The sequence below is a fragment of the Catellatospora sp. TT07R-123 genome (genome assembly GCF_018327705.1).
GTDB lineage: Bacteria > Actinomycetota > Actinomycetes > Mycobacteriales > Micromonosporaceae > Catellatospora.
Genome location: NZ_BNEM01000002.1, coordinates 2340430 through 2357109, shown reverse-complemented (window position 1 = coordinate 2357109; position 16680 = coordinate 2340430). Strand labels below are relative to the sequence as shown.

At 75.1% G+C, this 16680-nt stretch carries 14 protein-coding genes; 4 read left to right on the top strand and 10 right to left on the bottom strand.

From position 1 onward, the window contains the following. The first annotated feature begins 9 nt into the window (after positions 1-9). Positions 10-711: a hypothetical protein gene (locus Cs7R123_RS30530; protein ID WP_212831544.1), complete on the top strand. Its 702-nt coding sequence runs from the start codon at positions 10-12 to the stop codon at positions 709-711. On the opposite strand, the gene Cs7R123_RS30525 is transcribed toward Cs7R123_RS30530, so the two are convergent. Then, positions 695-3484, bottom strand: a complete 2790-nt coding sequence (locus Cs7R123_RS30525; RefSeq protein WP_212831542.1) for a BTAD domain-containing putative transcriptional regulator — start codon at positions 3482-3484, stop codon at positions 695-697. The two genes, Cs7R123_RS30530 and Cs7R123_RS30525, sit on opposite strands and share 17 nt — an antisense overlap. Before the next feature lie 509 nt (positions 3485-3993). Between Cs7R123_RS30525 and Cs7R123_RS30520 the strand changes: the two genes are divergently transcribed. Beyond that, positions 3994-5346 (top strand): hypothetical protein, encoded by a 1353-nt coding sequence (locus Cs7R123_RS30520; RefSeq protein WP_212831540.1) that lies wholly within the window; start codon positions 3994-3996, stop codon positions 5344-5346. Between the two features lie 132 nt (positions 5347-5478). Here Cs7R123_RS30520 and Cs7R123_RS30515 read toward each other — a convergent pair whose 3' ends face one another. The 9 genes from Cs7R123_RS30515 to Cs7R123_RS30475 form a co-directional block, all read right to left on the bottom strand. Then, positions 5479-6939: a hypothetical protein gene (locus Cs7R123_RS30515; protein ID WP_212831538.1), complete on the bottom strand. Its 1461-nt coding sequence runs from the start codon at positions 6937-6939 to the stop codon at positions 5479-5481. 100 nt (positions 6940-7039) lie between these two features. Further along, positions 7040-7795, bottom strand: a complete 756-nt coding sequence (locus Cs7R123_RS30510) for a hypothetical protein (RefSeq protein ID WP_212831536.1) — start codon at positions 7793-7795, stop codon at positions 7040-7042. A 109-nt stretch (positions 7796-7904) separates the two neighbouring features. After that, on the bottom strand, positions 7905-9161 hold the full coding sequence (locus Cs7R123_RS30505) for an MFS transporter (protein WP_212831534.1): 1257 nt from the start codon (positions 9159-9161) through the stop codon (positions 7905-7907). A 277-nt stretch (positions 9162-9438) separates the two neighbouring features. Continuing rightward, complete coding sequence (locus Cs7R123_RS30500) at positions 9439-10587, bottom strand: cytochrome P450 (RefSeq protein ID WP_212831532.1); 1149 nt, start codon at positions 10585-10587, stop codon at positions 9439-9441. Beyond that, positions 10584-11654, bottom strand: coding sequence for a glycosyltransferase family A protein (locus Cs7R123_RS30495; RefSeq protein WP_212831530.1), 1071 nt, complete (start codon positions 11652-11654; stop codon positions 10584-10586). Before Cs7R123_RS30495 ends, Cs7R123_RS30500 begins: the two co-directional genes overlap by 4 nt. After that, entirely contained in the window at positions 11642-12313 is a 672-nt protein-coding gene (locus Cs7R123_RS30490; RefSeq protein WP_212831528.1) for a lysophospholipid acyltransferase family protein, read from the bottom strand. Before Cs7R123_RS30490 ends, Cs7R123_RS30495 begins: the two co-directional genes overlap by 13 nt. Then, complete coding sequence (locus Cs7R123_RS30485; RefSeq protein WP_212831526.1) at positions 12306-12635, bottom strand: lycopene cyclase domain-containing protein; 330 nt, start codon at positions 12633-12635, stop codon at positions 12306-12308. The genes Cs7R123_RS30490 and Cs7R123_RS30485 overlap by 8 nt, the downstream gene beginning before the upstream one ends. Further along, complete coding sequence (locus tag Cs7R123_RS30480; protein WP_212831525.1) at positions 12625-13041, bottom strand: lycopene cyclase domain-containing protein; 417 nt, start codon at positions 13039-13041, stop codon at positions 12625-12627. The genes Cs7R123_RS30485 and Cs7R123_RS30480 overlap by 11 nt, the downstream gene beginning before the upstream one ends. Next, on the bottom strand, positions 13041-13979 hold the full coding sequence (locus Cs7R123_RS30475; RefSeq protein ID WP_244872240.1) for a phytoene/squalene synthase family protein: 939 nt from the start codon (positions 13977-13979) through the stop codon (positions 13041-13043). The genes Cs7R123_RS30480 and Cs7R123_RS30475 overlap by 1 nt, the downstream gene beginning before the upstream one ends. A gap of 115 nt (positions 13980-14094) precedes the next feature. Between Cs7R123_RS30475 and Cs7R123_RS30470 the strand changes: the two genes are divergently transcribed. Then, positions 14095-15186 (top strand): polyprenyl synthetase family protein, encoded by a 1092-nt coding sequence (locus tag Cs7R123_RS30470; RefSeq protein WP_244872489.1) that lies wholly within the window; start codon positions 14095-14097, stop codon positions 15184-15186. A gap of 20 nt (positions 15187-15206) precedes the next feature. Then, positions 15207-16676: a phytoene desaturase family protein gene (gene crtI, locus Cs7R123_RS30465; protein ID WP_212831521.1), complete on the top strand. Its 1470-nt coding sequence runs from the start codon at positions 15207-15209 to the stop codon at positions 16674-16676. The last annotated feature ends 4 nt before the right edge of the window (positions 16677-16680 follow it).

Sequence of the window (16680 nt, the reverse complement as noted above, 5' to 3'; positions counted from 1 at the left end):
GGAGCGACCATGGACCCGCGTACCGCGCTGCTGGCCGAGGTGGCCGCGGGCATCGTCGCGATCGACCGGCCGCACCCGGTGCGCGTCGCCGTCGACGGCTGCTCGGCGGCGGGCAAGACCACGTTCACCGACGAGCTGGCCGCAGCGGTGCGGGCGCGCACCGACCGGGAGGTCGTGCGCGTCGGCGTCGACTGGTTCAAGAAGCCGGTGCACCTGCGTACGGCGTACCCCGTCGATTCCCCGGAGAGCTACTACCTCGACACCTGGGACTACGGCGCGATCCGGGACCTGCTGCTCGTGCCGCTCGGCCCCGGCGGCCACCGCCGCTACCGCGACGCGATCATGCACCCAGCCGGAACCGAGCACGTCGACGGTCCCGAACACACCGCCGCGGCCGACGCCGTGCTGCTGGCCGACGGCGGCTTCCTACAGCGGCCCGAACTCGACCCGTACTGGGACCTGCGGATCTTCCTCGACATCGGCCTCGACGACGTGCAGCGCCGGGGCACCGCCCGCGACCAGGTGTGGATGGGCTCGGCCGAGGCCGCCGCCCACCGCTACCGCACCCGGTACGTGCCCGGCGAGCGCCGCTACCTCGACGAGGTCCAGCCCGCGCGCCGGGCCCAGCTCGTCGTCGACAACCGCGACTTCGCCGCCCCGCGCCTGCTGCGCGCCGACTGGCCCGGCCCCGCCGTCACGGCGCCTGTTTGAGCTTGGCGCGGATGCGCTCGGCGTCGGCGTGCCCGAGGTCCTCGAAGATCTCCAGCACGTCCTGCCAGGTCCGCCGCGCCTCGTCCACACTGCCCAGCACCTGGTACGTGTCGGCGAGGTGGTCCAGGACGAACCCCTCGTAGTAGCGGTCGGGGGTCAGCCGGAACAGCTCCACCGACTGCCGGTAGCAGTCGAACGCCCGGCCGTAGTCGCCCAGCTTGTGGTAGGCGTACCCGAGGCTGTTCCAGGTCTCGGCCATCCCGGTGCGGTCGCCCACCTCCTCGTGCAGGCCCAGCGCCTGCTCGCAGGTCGCGATCGCCGCCTTGTGGTCGCCCAGCAGGGTCTGGAACCAGCCGACCGTGTTCAGCGCCTTGGCCTGCCCCGAGACGTGGCCGGTGACCCGGTGCAGCTCGTACGCGCGCTCGGCGTACGCCAGCGCCGAGGGGTAGGACCGCTGCAACTCGTGCAGCCAGGTCAGCGCCAGCAGGGTGTTGGCCTGGCTGGTCAGGGCATACTGGCGGCCGAACAGCTCCAGGGCCCGGTCGTGGTGCTCCTGCGCCTGCTCGTAGCGGCCCAGCCAGGTGCTGGACACGCCCAGCCCGTGGTGCACGTGCGCCTGCCCGGTCACGTCGCCGCTGCGCAGCGCCGCGTCCAGCGCCGTGCGCTGGGTCGACGCCTGGTCCAGCCAGTGCCCCTGCCGGTCGAAGTACGTGATCAGCGTCCAGGCCAGCTGCCAGGTGTGGGTGTCGAAGCCCGCGTCGTACGCCTGGCCGATGACGGCCAGCAGCACCGCGTGCTCGACGGTGAACCAGGCCAGCGCCTGGTCGCGGTCGGCGTGCTCCTGCGGGGTCACGCCGTCGGTGGCGGGCAGGACCGCGACCGGGTGCCGGTGCGGGTAGAGCATCATCGTCGCGGCGTACGCCGTGTGCAGGTAGTGGTCGTAGCAGCGGCGCAGCGCGGTCCGCCGGTCGGCCGCCGGGTCGTGCTCGGCGACCAGCTCCGCCGCGTACGCCCGCATCAGGTCGTGCAGCAGGAACCGCCCCGGCGCGTGCTCGATCGCCAGGTGCGCCCGGGTCAGCTCGCTCAGCAGCGCCCGCGCCTGCCGCGCGGCGACCCCGGCGGTCCCGGCCGCCGCCGCCAGCGAGATGTCCGGACCCGGATGCAGGCCGAGCAGCCGGAACATCCGCGCGCCGTCGTCGCTCAGCCGGTGGTACGACCACGAGAACACCGCCCGCAGATCCGTGGCGCTGTCGTCGCCGCTGAACGCGTCGAGCCCGGCCCGTCCCTCGGTCAGCTCGGTGGCCAGCGCCGACAGCGGCAGCGCCGGGTTGGTGGCGGCCCGCGCGGCCACGATCGCCAGCGCCAGCGGCAGCCCGCCGCAGTGCCCGATCACGTCGTCGATCACCTCGCCGGCCTGCGCCAGCGCGGGCCCGCCGAGGCGCGCCGTCATCAGCCGCCGTGCCTCGGCGGGCGTGAACAGCGCCAGCGTCAGCGGCACCGCGCCCTCGGTGGCGACCAGCCCCGCGAGCTGGTTGCGGCTGGTGACCACCACCGCGCTGCCCCGGGCGCCCGGCAGCAGCGGCCGGATCTGGTCGGCGTCGCGGGCGTTGTCCAGCACCACCAGCACCCGCCGGTCGGCCAGCAGGCTGCGGTAGAGCGCGGCCTGCTCGGCCAGGTCGCCGGGGATGCGCGCCGACGGCACGCCGAGCGCGTCCAGCAGCCCCCGCATGGCCTGGCTGGTCGGCATCGCGGGCCCGGCCGCCCCGAACCCGCACAGGTTCAGGAACAGCTGGCCGTCGGGGAAGTCGTGGGCCACCCGGTGCGCCCAGTGCACGGCCAGCGACGTCTTGCCGATGCCCGCCCCGCCGGTGACCACCGCCAGCCGCGAACCCGCCGACTCCAGCGTCCGGTCGAGCACCGCCAGGTCGTCGTCGCGGCCGGTGAACCCGGCGACGTCGCCGGGCAGCTGCCGCGGCACCGGCGCGCCGGAGGCCGGCGGCGGCTCCTCGGCGGCGAAGTCGTAGCGGCCGGGCCGGCTCAGCCGCTCGTCGGCCTGGAGCATCGCCTCGTGCAGCCGCCGCAGCGCCGGGCCCGGGTCCAGGCCCAGTTCCCGCCGCAGCAGCGTGCGCGTGTCCCGGAACACCTCCAGCGCCTCGGCCTGCCGCCCGCTGCGGTACAGGGCCAGCATCAGCAGCCCGCGCAGGTGCTCCCGGAACGGCTGCTCGACGACGAGCGACTCCAGCTTCGCGGTGATCTGGCCGTGCCGGCCCAGCGCCAGCTCCGCGTCGGCCCAGCCCTCGTACGCGGTGAAGCGGAGCTGGTCCAGGCGCTGCGCCTCGACGGCGACCACCGGGCAGTCGGCGAACTCCGCGTACGCGGGCCCCCGCCACAGGTGCAGCGCCGCCCGGAACGCCTGCGCGGCGGTGTCGACGTCCTCGTCACCCAGCGCGGCGGCCGCGCGCTCGCTCAGCTCCAGGAACCGGTCGGCGTCCACGGATTCGCCGCCGCGCATCGCGTACCCGTCGGCGGCGGTCAGGATGCGGTCGGCGCCCACGACCCCGCGGAGCTGGCTGACGTACTGGTGGATGTTGCGCCGGGCCGAGACCGGTGCGCCGTCGTCCCACAGCGCCTCGGTGAGGGTGTCCATGGAGACCGCCTGGCCGAACCGGGCGAGCAGCACCGCGAGCACCAACCGTGCTTTGTGGCCGGTGGGCAGGTAGACGGGTCCGCTCGCCGCGACGGCCGCCACGGGCCCCAGCACCAGGAACTCCACGCCACCTCGCTCGCCGCAGACCGAAGGCCCATCACGCGGTGTCAGTCACCGTTGACTGTCTGCGTTGTACTGAGCCTGTACCAGGCTCGGGCAGGATCACGGTAGCCGAGCGTACGGCACCACATCGATCCGGTGCTGACGCTTTTGCATGGGCGCGGGGGCTGATGCGGGTCTCCGCCGCCGCCTCCGGGTTGGTGGAGCTTCGGGGGAACTCCACCAACCCGGCCACCCGCCCTCCGGCGCGTCGCCTCCCCGACGAGATCCACGAGCATCGCTCGGAGGGTAGGGTGCCGACCTGGCCGGGAGGCCAGTCCGTTTCTACCGGATCATCCTGTTAGCGCATCGGCCAGGCGTACCGGATTCGTTGCGAACCCGCAGGCGGCTGGTACTTTGCACCGGCCGGGCCGCATAATGCCCTGCGGCGCGTCATCCGCGCCCGGCGTCCGCTGGTCGTATGGAGGGTTTTGCGCATGTCTCAGGGTGAGGAACTGTACGCAACACGTGACCACGTGTCCGCGCGTCCGGCCTTCGACGTGGCGATGCGTGGCTATGAGAAGCGCCAGGTCGACCAGTTCGTGGCCCGCGCCGACAGTGAGATCTCGACCCTGTCGGCCGAGCGCGACCGCGCGTTCTCGCGCATCCAGGACCTGACGGCGCAGTACAAGCAGCTGTCGCTGGAGATGGCTGAGCTGCGCCAGAAGCCGACGCAGGTCGAGCGCGCCTCGTTCCGCGACCTCGGCCCGATGGTGGAGCAGATCCTGGACCTGGCCGAGAAGCAGGCCGAGGCGATCACCACCACCACGGCCCAGCAGATGGCCGCGCACAAGTCAGACTCGGAGAAGCTGCTGGCCGAGGCCCGCGAGCACGCCGAGAAGCTGCGCGTCGAGAGCGAGGCCGCCAACGAGCGCGCCGAGCAGGAGGCCAAGCGGATCAACGAGGTCAGTGCCCAGCAGATGGAGCACGCCCGTGCCGAGGCCGACGCGCTGGTCGAGGCGGCCCGGCTGCGGGTGCAGCAGGAGGTGGAGGCCGCCCACTCGCAGATCCAGCAGGAGGTCGCGCAGTGGAAGAGCAACGCCGAGCGTGAGATCGCCGAGCTGCGCGCCTCCTCCGAGCGGGAGCTCGCCGGGCAGCGCACCGCCACGAACCAGAAGAACGCCCAGCTGCACGCCGAGGCGCAGCAGTACACCACCGACCTGCGCCGCCGGGCCGACGAGCAGACCTCGGCGCACCAGCAGCAGCTGACCGTGGTGCAGCAGGAGATCCGGGCCCGCCGCCAGGCGCTGGCCCAGCTCCAGGCGGAGCTCGACATCGCCCAGCAGCGCCTGGCCCAGTCGCGCCAGGAGGGCACCGCGGCCGAGCGCGAGGTCTCGCAGTTGCAGCAGCGGCACAGCCAGGTCAGCCAGGAGCTCGGTTCCGAGATGAACCGCCTGGAGGAGGCGCGCCGCCAGGCCGATTCGGCCGAGCGGCACGCGCTGGCGGTGCGGGCCCGGGTGCAGCGCGAGGCCGAGCGGGTGGCCAACCTGGCCGCCGCCGCCGTCATGGCCGCCGCCACGGGCTCGGTCGAGACGGGCGAGTACCCGCGGGTGATGCCGCGCGACGTCCAGGTCGGCCCGCCCGCCCCGCACACGCTGCCGGAGGTGCACGCGTTGCAGGAGGTCCAGGAGGCCGTCGAGCAGCTGGCCGAGGAGGTCGCGGAGTTCACCGACTTCCCCGAGGACGAGGACGCCGCCGACCTTCAGCCGCTGAGCCGCCACGCCCGGCGCGAGGGCGAGGAGCACCAGGTGCCGATGCAGCGCCCGCCGTACGACGAGCTGCCGCAGCGTCAGCCGCGCGACGAGATGGTCGCCGCCGACGCGGAGTGAACCCCGCAGCACACGGCGCGGGCGGGACGGATCCCCGGTGATCCGTCCCGCCCGCGCTGTTTCGCGCCGGTCAGGTCAGCGCAGCGACCAGACCTGGTTGGCCTGGGTGCCGCCGACGTAGCAGGCCCGGGGTCACCCCCGCGCGCCGCCCAGCCCGAGCAGGGCGGCCAGGCCCAGAGCGCTGCGCGGGGCGTACGGCATCCGCCACAGCCCGCCGTGCGCGGCCCCGTCGGCCTCCTCCTGCCACACGTGCTCGCGCACCGGCGGCGGGTTGCGCAGGTCGTGCACCAGCAGCGCCGCCATCAGCGTGTTGCTCGTCGCCGGGTCGAAGATCTCCACCCCGAACGCCGGCGCCCCCGCGTACGCCGCCGCCAGCACCCGGTTCTTCACCACCGACCGGGTCCGCGTCGGCGGGGCCACCTTGAAGCTCACCGTCGCGCCCTGCTGCCGGGCCACCGCCGCACGCCAGCGCTGCAACCGCTTGGCCAGCGCGTAGTTCGGCCCCTGCTGGGCCACCAGGCTGTCGCAGACGCCCGGGTCGGCGCCGGGCGCGTAGTTGCGCCGCAGCAGCCGCCCCGCCGACACCATCCGCAGCGGCCCGCGCAGCGTACGCAGCAGCGACGACTCGTGGTAGCGCCGCTCAGCCTGCGCGGCGGCCTCCGCCGGGACCGCGAACACGTCCGTCGGCGTGGCCAGGAACGACAGCGCGGTGTCGGGCCGGTGCGTGCGCAGGTGCTCGGTCAGCGCGTCGACGGCGGTGCAGACGCGGACGTTGACCGCGCCGTCGGCGTACACGTAGTTGCCGACGACCAGGCGGCCCTGGACCCCGCGCAGCCACGCCGCGACCGCGGGCAGCTGGTGCAGCAGGTCCGCGCCCGCGACCTCGGCCAGGTCGCCGCCGCCGTCGTGCCCGGCCGGCACCGGCAGGTGCACCCGCCCACCCGAGCGGCGCACCGTCTCCAGCAGGTCGCGCCACAGCCCCGGCCGGGGCAGGTCCAGGGCGACCACGTCGGCACCCCAGCGCAGCAGCGACCGGGTCGGGCCCATCTCCGCGCCCGCGCCCAGCACCGCGACGCGCAGGTCGGACAGGTCCAGCCAGTCCGGGTTGGCCTGCACCGCGCGCACCGCCTCGGCGCAGCCCGGCTCGATCACACCCGCCTCGGTCCACGCGTCCAGGCGGCGCAGCAGCGCGTCCCCGCGCAGCCGCTCCCCGCGGTACGGCAGCGACAGCTCGCGGTCGGGCTCGCCGTCCCCGGCGACCACGGCCGTGCCGAGCTCCACCGCGGGCGTACCGTCGAAGGCCTCGCGCAGCCCGACCTCGGCGCCGTCGGCAGCGGCCACCCGCATCCGGTCGTGCAGTGACGCCAGGCCCGCCGCGGCGATCGCCCGCGCGGCGTCGCCGGAGGTCAGCCCGGCCTCGACCAGCCGCCGGAAGTGCACCAGGTAGTCGGCGCGCCAGTTGGTCTCGTGGTCGGCGGCGCGGGCCCCGACCGGGTCGGCCGCGCGCAGCGCGTCGGCGACGACGGCGCGGCCCAGCGCGGAGGTGCTGCGGTTCGTGCCGTCGCTGACCGGGAACACCACGCCCGAAGTCATGCCCTGTGCCTCCCGTCGGCGGCACCCGGTGGCGCCGCGCGCCAGCGGACCCTACCGGCCCGGCCGGGCGGCGGCAACGACCACGCGCCGGACGTGCCCGTCAGCAGGTGACGACGCCCGGGGACCGGGTCACCGTGAGCGGGTCGCCGAGGATCGCGCCCGGCGGCAGGTTCATCGACGACCACCAGGTCGCGTTCGCCTCCTCGGTGGTGCCCATGAGGTAGTCGTGCCACGGCGCGGGCAGCAGCACCACCCGGATGCCGAACCGCTCGGCGCCGCGGTCGCCCTTGGCGCCGAGCGTGACGCTCGCCGCGTAGCCGCCCTTGGCCTGCGGGTCGGGTCCGACCTCGCCCTCGAAGTAGTACCGGTCGTCGTGCTCGCCCTTGACCGCGACGGCCGGTGTCAGGCCGGCGGGCCAGTCGCCGGTGAACCGCACGTCGAAGCAGGCCGGGACGCCGGTCGCGCCGTCGGCCGGGGCGACCATGGTGATGGTGGCCGTCGGCGCCGACGGTCCGGCGGCAGGGGAGAGGGAGGGGGAAGGGGCCGGCGCCGAGGCGCTCGGGGAGGCGACGGGGCCGCTGGACTCGGGGTGGCCCTGGAACTTGAACACCACGCCGATGGCGGCCAGCACCACGCTCAACAGCGCCGCGTTGGCCCAGTGCACCCAGCGCAGACTGTTGCGGCTGACCAGGGTGGCGGCGATCGGGACCCAGCAGACGCCGAGGAACACCGCCGAGACGAACTCCGTGTTGGTCAGGCCGACCAGGGCGGCGACGACGCCGCCCACGCCGAGCAGCCAGCCGAGCAGGCTGGGCCAGCTCAGCGGCGAGGAGCCGGTTCCGGAGGGTGAGGTCACCGCCGCAGTCTATTGTTTATGATCAATGAGTTCCCTGAGGAGTTCGGGCACAGTCGGTAGTTGATCGGCTATCAAGAGTGAACCGGTGGGCGGCGTGGACCGGCCGCTGTCACGCGGGCCGCGTGCCGATCGGCCGGGTCCGCTCGGCCCAGCGGACCGCCGCCGGGACGGCCAGCCCCGCCAGCACGAACACCGCGCCCATCAGCAGCCAGCCGGGCGCGCCCCAGCTCACGCACAGCAGCCCCAGCACGGTCGGCGCGGCCGCGCCCGCCAGCCCGGTGCCGAGCCCGGACACTCCGGTGTACTGCCCCTGGGCATGCCGGGGCGCCAGCCGGAACCTCAGCTCCAGCGACCCGGCCGCGTGCCACAGCTCGCCGACGGTGTGCCCGGCCACCCCGACCAGCACCAGCGCCGTCGCCGCCCAGCCGGGCAGCCCGGCGGCCAGCGCGATCACCGCCATCCCGGCCAGGAACGCCCAGCCGCAGCGGCGCATCGCCCGCGCCGCGGCCGCGCCGCTGTCGACCCTGCGGCCGACCCGTACCTGTAGCACCACCACCATCGCGGTGTTGAGCAGCGCGGTCACCCCGACCAGGCCCCGCGGGGCGTCGGTGTGCCCGACGATCCACAGCGGCAGCGCGTACATCAGCACCGCGCCCTGGACGCCGAGCAGGCTGTCGAGCGCGGTCACCGCGATGAACGCGGGATCGCGCAGCGCCAGCCACCGCCCGGCGGCCGCCGGGACCGGCACGGGCGCCAGCGGCGGCAGCGTACGCGTGATCGCGGCGCACGCCACGAAGCTGACCGCGTTGCCCAGCACCAGCGCCAGGTACGCCGCCCGGCTGTCCAGCTGCACCGCCACGCCCGCCCCGACGGCGCCGAGGCTGATCGCCAGGTTCGCCACCGACCGCAGGTATGCCCGGAACCGGGGCAGCTCCTCGCCGCCGAACCCGCGCACCAGGGGCCCGCGCGCCGCCGCCCCGGCCGCCCGGGACAGCTCCACCGCGCACAGCACCGCCGTGAATTGCCAGAAGGTGTGCACCAGCACCAGCGCCGCCATCGCCGCGGCCTGCACGAGCTGGGTGGCCAGATACACCTCGCGCGGCCCGCGCCGGTCGGCCAGGTGCCCGACCGGGACCCCGGCCAGCAGCCCGGCCAGCCCGGCGACGCCCATGCCCAGGCCCACCTGCGCCACGGACAGGCCGACCGAGCGGGTGAAGTACAGGGCGGCGGCGACCATGTACACGCCGCTGCCGAGCATCGTGACGAACGTGGCCACCGCCAGCGTGCGCTGCGGCCCGGCCGGGGGCAGCAGCCCGCGCCCGGCCCAGCGGCCCTGCTCGTGATCGGAGGCGGTGACATCGGACATGGCTGTACCAGCGGACGACTTCGGCAAGACCCCGTTTCCTTCCCTCGGCCCGGCACGAACCTAACGGGCGGCGGGCCTGAGCGGAGTCGATCTCTCGCCCGATACCGGGGAAGGGTGGGAGCTGCTAATTTGGATGTACGCCCGGCAGCCGGCGGCGGCGAACACCCGCCCTTCCCCGCGATCACGCGAAGCGTTGCGTGCAGTTTCGGGGAAACTGCGCGAATGCCGGCCAAGATTCCAGCACTTTCCCCGAAACTGCACCCACCCCCCGCGACGGTCAGCGGCGGAGGAGGAGTGGGCCCACTGGGCGTAGGGCGATGGCGGCGGTGGGGGTGGGGTCGCCGGTGAGGCGGGTCAGCGGGGTGTCGCACCAGGGGGCCAGGGCCGCGAGCAGCATCGCGCGGGCCAGGTGGGCGCCGAGGCAGGTCCGGCGGCCCGCGCTGAACGGCAGGAAGCCCCAGGCCGGGCGGCCGTCCTCGGCGAAGCGCTGCGGCCGGAACTCGTCCGGCCGTGCCCACAGCTCCGGGTCCCGGTGGGTCAGGTAGGGGGAGTACAGCACCAGCGTGCGCGCCGGGACCGGCACCCCGGCGATCTCGGTGTCCCGCGCGGTGATCCGGCTGCCCAGCCAGCCCGCCGGATACAGCCGCAGGATCTCGTCCAGCGCCGGGCCCAGCCCCTCGGCCGTACGCCACTCGGGTGCGCCGGCCAGGTGCCACAGCGCCCAGGCCAGGGTGTGCGCGGTCGTGTCGTACCCGGCCGCCAGCGCCACCCGGGTCTCCGCGACGGCCCCGTCCAGCCCGGACAGCGCGGCGGCCAGGCTGCCCTCGGGCGGGTCGGCCAGCAGCCGCGCGATCGCCGCGTCCAGGCGCCGGAACAGCAGCGGCCGGGGCAGCATCGGGCCCGGCACGGGCGTCTGGAGGGGATGCAGGAACGCCGCGAGCAGCCGGTCGTCGAACGCGCCCCCGAAGAACGCGGCGTTCAGCATCCGCCGCACCGTGTCCCCGGCCCAGGCCAGCGCGTCGAACGGGCCGTCGGGCAGCCGCGCGGCAGCCGTGGCCGCCAGCCGCTCGCGCAGGTGGTCCAGGCCGCGGGCGTGGAAGTGCGGGTTCAGCTCGCGGCGGCGCGGGTCGTGCGCGGGCACGTCGGTGTAGACCACGCCCGCCGACAGGTACGGCGTGAGCCCGCTCAGGCTGCCCCGGCTGCGGAACGTGTCCAGGTCACCGAGGACGGCCCGGTTCCAGTCCGGCCGGTAGCCGACGACCGCCTGCCGCCACAGCCGCAGCCGGAACACCGGCCCGGTGCGGGCGCCCTCGGTCAGCAGGCGCACCGGGTCGCGGGTCCACCGCCACAGGTGCCCGAACGGCGGCGTGGTCGCCGGGGCGGGCAGGCGCAGGGCCGGGGCGGGCCTGGTCAGCAGCGCGGTCACGGGTAGCGGCGTCCCTTCCAGACGGCGGTGCGCCGCAGCGCGACGGCGTACACGGGCAGCGCGGCCGGGGCCGTGAACGGCACCAGCACGGCCTCGGCGTACGCGCCGCGCCCGGTCTTGGCGTTGGCCAGCAGCCGCTCGGCCAGCCCGAGCAGTGCCGCGACCCGCCACGCCGCCCCGCGCCGCCACAGCAACCACGGCACCGTGTACGCGGTGACGTTGAACGCGGCGCTGGCCGCCAGCACCAGGTCGCTGCCGCCGTGCGCGGCCCGCATGCTCTTGCCCATGCCGCGCACCGTCGCCGGGTAGCCGTCGTACATGCGGGTGCTGATCAGGTCGCCGCCCAGGGCCAGCCCGAGTTTGAGGCCGCGGCGGCGGCTGAGCCGGGCCAGTTCGAGGTCCTCCACGATCTGGTCGGCGACGGCGGCGTGCCCGCCGACGTGCTCGTACGCGGCGCGCCGGAACGCCAGCAGCTGCCCGTTGGCCACGGCCGCGGCCCGGATCGGCAGGTCGAGCAGCTGGTGCGGCAGGAACGCGAGCAGGTTCTCGTCGATCAGCGGCACCAGCATCCGCTCGCCGAGGGTGCCGGTCTGCTGGCGCGGGAACACGCTGAACACGTCGGCGCGCTGGCGGCGCAGCTGCGCCCATACCGCGTCCAGGGCGCCGGGGCGCAGGGTGACGTCGGCGTCGGCGTACACCAGCAGGTCTCCGGTGGCGGCCTGGGCGAGCTGGTGGCAGGCCCAGTTCTTGCCGATCCAGCCGTCGGGGCGGGGCGTGCCGGTGATCAGCCGCAGTCGGGGATCGGCGAAGCCGCGCACGATCGCGGCGGTGCCGTCGGTGGAGCCGTCGTCGAGGATCAGGATCTCCTCGGCGGGCTGGGCGAGCAGACCCGGGATCGTGTACGGCAGCCGCCGCGCCTCGTCGCGCGCGGGCACCAGCAGCGACGTACGCGGCCGCCCGGGTGCCCGCTGCCCGCGCGCCAGCACCGGGAACGAGCGCGCGTTGGCGACCAGCCCGGCCGTCTTCACCAGGTGGAACGCCGCGACCAGCGCGCCTACGACCGCCACGGCAGCACCGCCCTGGCCCGGTCGATCCGCTCGTCCCAGCTGGAGCGTCCGGCGACCACCCGCCGGAACCCGGCCAGCGGCGTACGCGGGTCGGCCACGGCGAGCTGCCCGTCGAGGTTGGCCAGGTCCTCGGCCAGCACCTCGGTCAGCAGCTCGGTGGTGTGGTCGACGTCGGCCTTGACCGGGACCTCGGTGCACGACACGTACGCCTCGGGCCGGTCCTGGCCGCGCAGCACTACCCGCACCGCGACCGCCAGCAGGGGCGTGCCGGTGCGGGCCGCGTACCAGGCGGCGCCCGGCGACAGCGGGCCGGGCGGGGCGGCCGGGCGCAGCTCGCCCTCCGGGAAGACGACCAGGGTGCGGCCCCGTTTCAGCAGCCGCAGGCCGGTGGCCAGCTCGGCGGTGCCGAAGACGCCGAGGCGCCGGACGAACCGGTAGCGGTCCAGGTTCTCCTGGAGCATCAGCAGGCAGACCGGGCGCCCGGCCCGGTGCAGCACCGCCGAGGCGACGAACGGGTCCCACCAGCTGTGGTGGTTGGCGGCCCAGACGAACGGGCCGGCGGGCAGGCCGCCTCGCAGGTACACCCCGCGCAGGTCGCGGCGCACCATCCGGTCGAATCCCGCGCGCAGCAGGCTGCCGAGCAGGCTCGGCTCACTCATCGGCGCCCTGTCCGCGGTGGGCCGGGCGCAGCTTGAGCCAGAGCAGCAGGGTCAGCGTGACCAGGGCGAAGCCGAAGCCGTAGTCCTCGACCGGGATGTGCCACGGCGCCCGCAGGCCGGAGATCGCGGCGTCGTCGTAGTGCACGACGGTCGCGTCCGGCCGGGTCAGCCAGCCGTCGACCGGCACCTGGAACGCGAACGCGATGGCCAGGGTGACCCAGTAGCGGACGCTGCGCAGCAGCCCGGTGCGCAGCACGCCCAGCTCCAGCGCCACCACCGCCACGGACGCGGCGACCGCGGCGACGGTGTACTCACCGCCCACGTCGGCCCCCACGGGCTGCGACGTCGAGAGGGGCACCCTCTGCCACCGATTCTGGCGAGAGGGTGCCCTTCCTTTCCTCGGGATGGGCGGGCGAGCGGAGCAGATGGCCGGCGCGGCCGAGCACTTCGTACGTGAGCAGCGCGCACAGCGGGACGACGACGAAGAACAGCCACTCCTCGACGGGCAGCCCGAGCAGGCGGGCGCCGGTGGTGTAGCGGGGGTCGAACCACCAGTGCCCGCGGGCGACCGCGGCCAGGTCCCACAGCACGAACAGGGCGACCACCGGGGCGAGCGCGGCCAGCAGGCGGCGCGGGCGGCGGTAGACCCGGGCGCCGAGCAGCAGCTCCAGCGGCAGCGTCACGGCCAGGCACGCGGCGAGGATCAGCAGGTAGCGCAGCGGGTCCATCAGCACACCGGCTGCGGGGACGGCACCGGCGGCGCGGCGACCGGCGTGCCGGGGCGGGTGAGCAGGCAGCGCGCGGCCACCGCCAGCCGCCGCCGGTTCGGCACCACGGCGCGCCGGGCGAACACGTCGTGCCCGGCCTGCTCGACCTCGTCGAGGATGCCCGCGTACAGGTGGTAGGCGGTGCGGATGCAGGCCTGCGAGGTCGGGGCGAGCATGGTGACGCCCGGCGCGGCCAGGGCGTAGTGGGCACGGGCACGGGCGATCTCGAACCGGACCAGCTCGCGCACGGCCGGGGTCGCCGCATGCCGCCGCGCGCACTCGTGCAGTTCGGCGTCGGTGACCCCGAACCGGCGCAGGTCCTCCTGCGGCAGGTAGACCCGGCCGCGGTCGAGGTCCTCGGCGACGTCGCGGATGAAGTTGGTGAGCTGGAACGCCAGTCCGAGCTGCCGGGCGGGCTCGCGGGCGGCGGCCGGGTCGGCCGGGTCGAGGATCGGCAGCATCATCGTGCCGATCACCGCCGCCGAGCCCTCCATGTACTCCAGCAGCGCGTCGTAGTCGGCGTACGCGGTGATCTCCAGGTCCATGGCCATGGAGTGCAGGAACGAGGCGAAGTCGGCCCGGTCCAGGTCGAACGCGGCGATGGTGTGCAGGACCGCGGGCAGCAGCGGGTCGTCGGTGCGGGCACCGTGCAGCCCGGCCACGAACCGGTCGGACCAGTCGCGCAGCAGCCGGGCCCGCTGCGCGGGCGGCAGCTCCTCGGTGCGGTCGACGATCTCGTCGGCGTGGCGGGTGAAGCCGTAGAGCGCGTGCACGTGCGGGCGCTTCCACCCCGGCAGCAGGCGGGTGGCCAGGTAGTAGGTGCGGCCGTGCTGTCGGTGCAGCTCACGACAGCGGGCGTACGCCGCGGCGAGTTCCGCCTCCGGCAATTGCGGCTCCACGAGCCCTCCCCAAATCGACTCAGTAATCGACGCAACATCGACTCTACGCTAGTCTGGCCGCGTGGCCAACGACACCTCTTCCGCACCCGCCTCCATCCTTGCCGCCCCGGGCCTACTGACCTGTGAAAACAGGCATAGCAACGCCGAGGTCGGCCCGGCCGCGCTGCCCGGCGCCGTCGAGGAGGTGCTGGCCGACTTCGTCCGGCAGGAGAGCGCCGCGCTGCTGGCGGTCGACCCCGCACTGCGGCCGCTGGCCGACGCCGCCCGCGACGCGGTGCTCGGCGGCGGCAAGCGGGTGCGGCCGCTGTTCGGGTACTGGGGCTGGCGCGCCGTCGCCGGGCCGCACGCGCCGCTGCACCGGGTCCTGCCCGCGCTGGCCGCCCTCGAACTGCTGCACGCGTTCGCGCTGGTGCACGACGACGTGATGGACCGCTCCGCCACCCGGCGGGGCCGCCCCACCGCGCACCGGCAGCTGGCCGCCGCCCACCGCGCGCAGCGGCTGCGCGGCGACGGCGACCGGTTCGGCGACGCGGGCGCGATCCTCGTCGGCGACCTGTGCCTGGTCTGGGCCGACCAGCTGATGGCCCGCGCCGACGTGCCCGCCACGGCGCTGTCGGCCGCGCGCGCCACCTACGACCGGATGCGGGTCGAGGCCGTGGCCGGGCAGTTCCTCGACGTGCTCGGGGACTGCGCCCGCGCCTGGTCGCCCGAGCGGGCGCTGCGCACGGCCCGCCTCAAGACCGCCGGATACACCGTGACCTGGCCGCTGCACTTCGGCGCCGCGCTGGGCGGCTCCGGCGGGGCCGCGTTCGCGCACGGGACGGCGGGCCGGGCGTTCACCCGCTACGGCCTGGCCGTCGGCGAGGCGTTCCAGCTGCGAGACGACCTGCTCGGCCTGTACGGCGAACCCGCCGTCACCGGCAAACCGGTCGGCGACGACCTCGGCAAGCCCACCATGCTGCTGCTGCTCGCCCGGGAGCGGGCCACCGCCGCCCAGCGCGCCGAGCTCGACGCGGCGCTGGCGGCGGCCGAGGTGGCCCGCCTGGCCGAGGCGGTCCGGGCCACCGGCGCTCCCGAGCAGCTCAGTGACATGATCGGCGAGCGGGTCGCCGAGGCCCGTGCCACGCTGGCGGCCGCGCCGCTGCCCGGCGCGGTCCGCGCCGGGCTGGACGAGCTGGCCGCCGCGGTCGCCTGGCGCGCGGCATGAGCACGAGGGGAGCGGCGGGGATGCGTACCGTGACAGGGCCGACGGAGCGGGTGGTCGTGGTCGGCGCCGGGCTGGGCGGCCTGGCCTGCGCGCTGCACCTGGCGGGCGCCGGGCGGCAGGTGACCGTGCTGGAGCGCGAGGCCGAGCCGGGCGGCCGGGCCGGGCGGCTGCTGCGCGACGGGTACGAGTTCGACACCGGCCCGACCGTGCTGACCATGCCCGAGCTGATCGCCGAGGCGTTCGCCGCGGTCGGCGAGGAGCTGGCCGACTGGCTCACCCTGACCCCGCTGGATCCGGCATACCGCGCCTGGTTCCCGGACGGGTCGAAGCTCGACGTCATCGCCGACCCGCCCCGGATGGCCGAGGAGATCGCGGCGGTGTGCGGGCGGGCCGAGGCCGACGGGTACCTGCGCTTCACCGCGTACGCCCGCCGCCTGTGGGAGCTGGAGCGAAACGACTTCATCGACCGCAACTTCGACAGCCCCCGCGACCTGCTCACCGCCAACCTGCTGCGCCTGGTCGCGGCCGGGGCGTTCGGCCGGCTCCAGCCCCGCATCGACCACTTCCTGAAGGACCCCCGCACCCGCCGCGTCTTCTCGTTCCAGGCCATGTACGCGGGCCTGTCCCCGCAGAAGGCGCTGGCCGTCTACACCGTCATCTCCTACCTGGACTCGGTGGCCGGGGTCTACTTCCCGTACGGCGGCATGCACGCGGTGCCCCGGGCGCTGGCCGCGGCGGGGGAGAAGCACGGCGTGGTGATGCGCTACGGCACCGAGGTGGCCCGGGTCGAGACGAGCGCCGGACGCGCCACCGCCGTGGTGACCGCCTCCGGCGAGCGCATCCCCGCCGACGCGGTGGTGCTCAACCCCGACACCGCCGCCGCGTACGCGCTCACCGGCGCCGCGCCGCGCCGGCCGCTGCGCTACTCGCCGTCGTGCGTGGTCATGCACGTCGGATCGGACCGCGAGTACACGAAGGCCGGGCACCACAACATCCACTTCGGGCGGGCCTGGAAGTCGACGTTCGACGAGGTGATCACGCGCGGGCGGCTGATGAGCGACCCGTCGCTGCTGGTCACCAACCCCAGCCGCACCGACCCGACCGTCGCCCCGCCCGGCGGGCACACCTACTACGTGCTCGCGCCCGTGCCGAACCTGGTCGCCGGGCGGCAGGACTGGCGCGGCGAGCTGGCCGAGTCGTACGCCGACGAGCTGGTCGAGGTGCTGGAGCAGCGCGGGTACGTCGGCTTCGGTGACGGCATCCGCACCCGGCACGTGGTGACCCCGGCCGACTGGGCCGACGCCGGGATGGCGGCGGGCACCCCGTTCGCGGCCGCGCACACGCTCACCCAGTCGGGCCCGTTCCGCCCCCGCAACCTGCACCCGTCCCTGTCCAACGTGGTGTTCACCGGGTCGGGCACGACGCCCGGGGTCGGTGTGCCGATGGTGCTGATCTCGGGCAAGCTGGCCGCCGCCCGCATCACCGGCTGACCCG

Excerpts from the sequence above, each read along its gene's own strand:
- crtI (WP_212831521.1), top strand. The coding sequence starts at position 15,207 with ATGCGTACCGTGACAGGGCCGACGGAGCGGGTGGTCGTGGTCGGCGCC.
- Cs7R123_RS30490 (WP_212831528.1), bottom strand. The coding sequence starts at position 12,313 with ATGAGTGAGCCGAGCCTGCTCGGCAGCCTGCTGCGCGCGGGATTCGAC.
- Cs7R123_RS30530 (WP_212831544.1), top strand. The coding sequence starts at position 10 with ATGGACCCGCGTACCGCGCTGCTGGCCGAGGTGGCCGCGGGCATCGTC.
- Cs7R123_RS30515 (WP_212831538.1), bottom strand. The coding sequence starts at position 6,939 with ATGACTTCGGGCGTGGTGTTCCCGGTCAGCGACGGCACGAACCGCAGC.
- Cs7R123_RS30505 (WP_212831534.1), bottom strand. The coding sequence starts at position 9,161 with ATGTCCGATGTCACCGCCTCCGATCACGAGCAGGGCCGCTGGGCCGGG.
- Cs7R123_RS30480 (WP_212831525.1), bottom strand. The coding sequence starts at position 13,041 with ATGGACCCGCTGCGCTACCTGCTGATCCTCGCCGCGTGCCTGGCCGTG.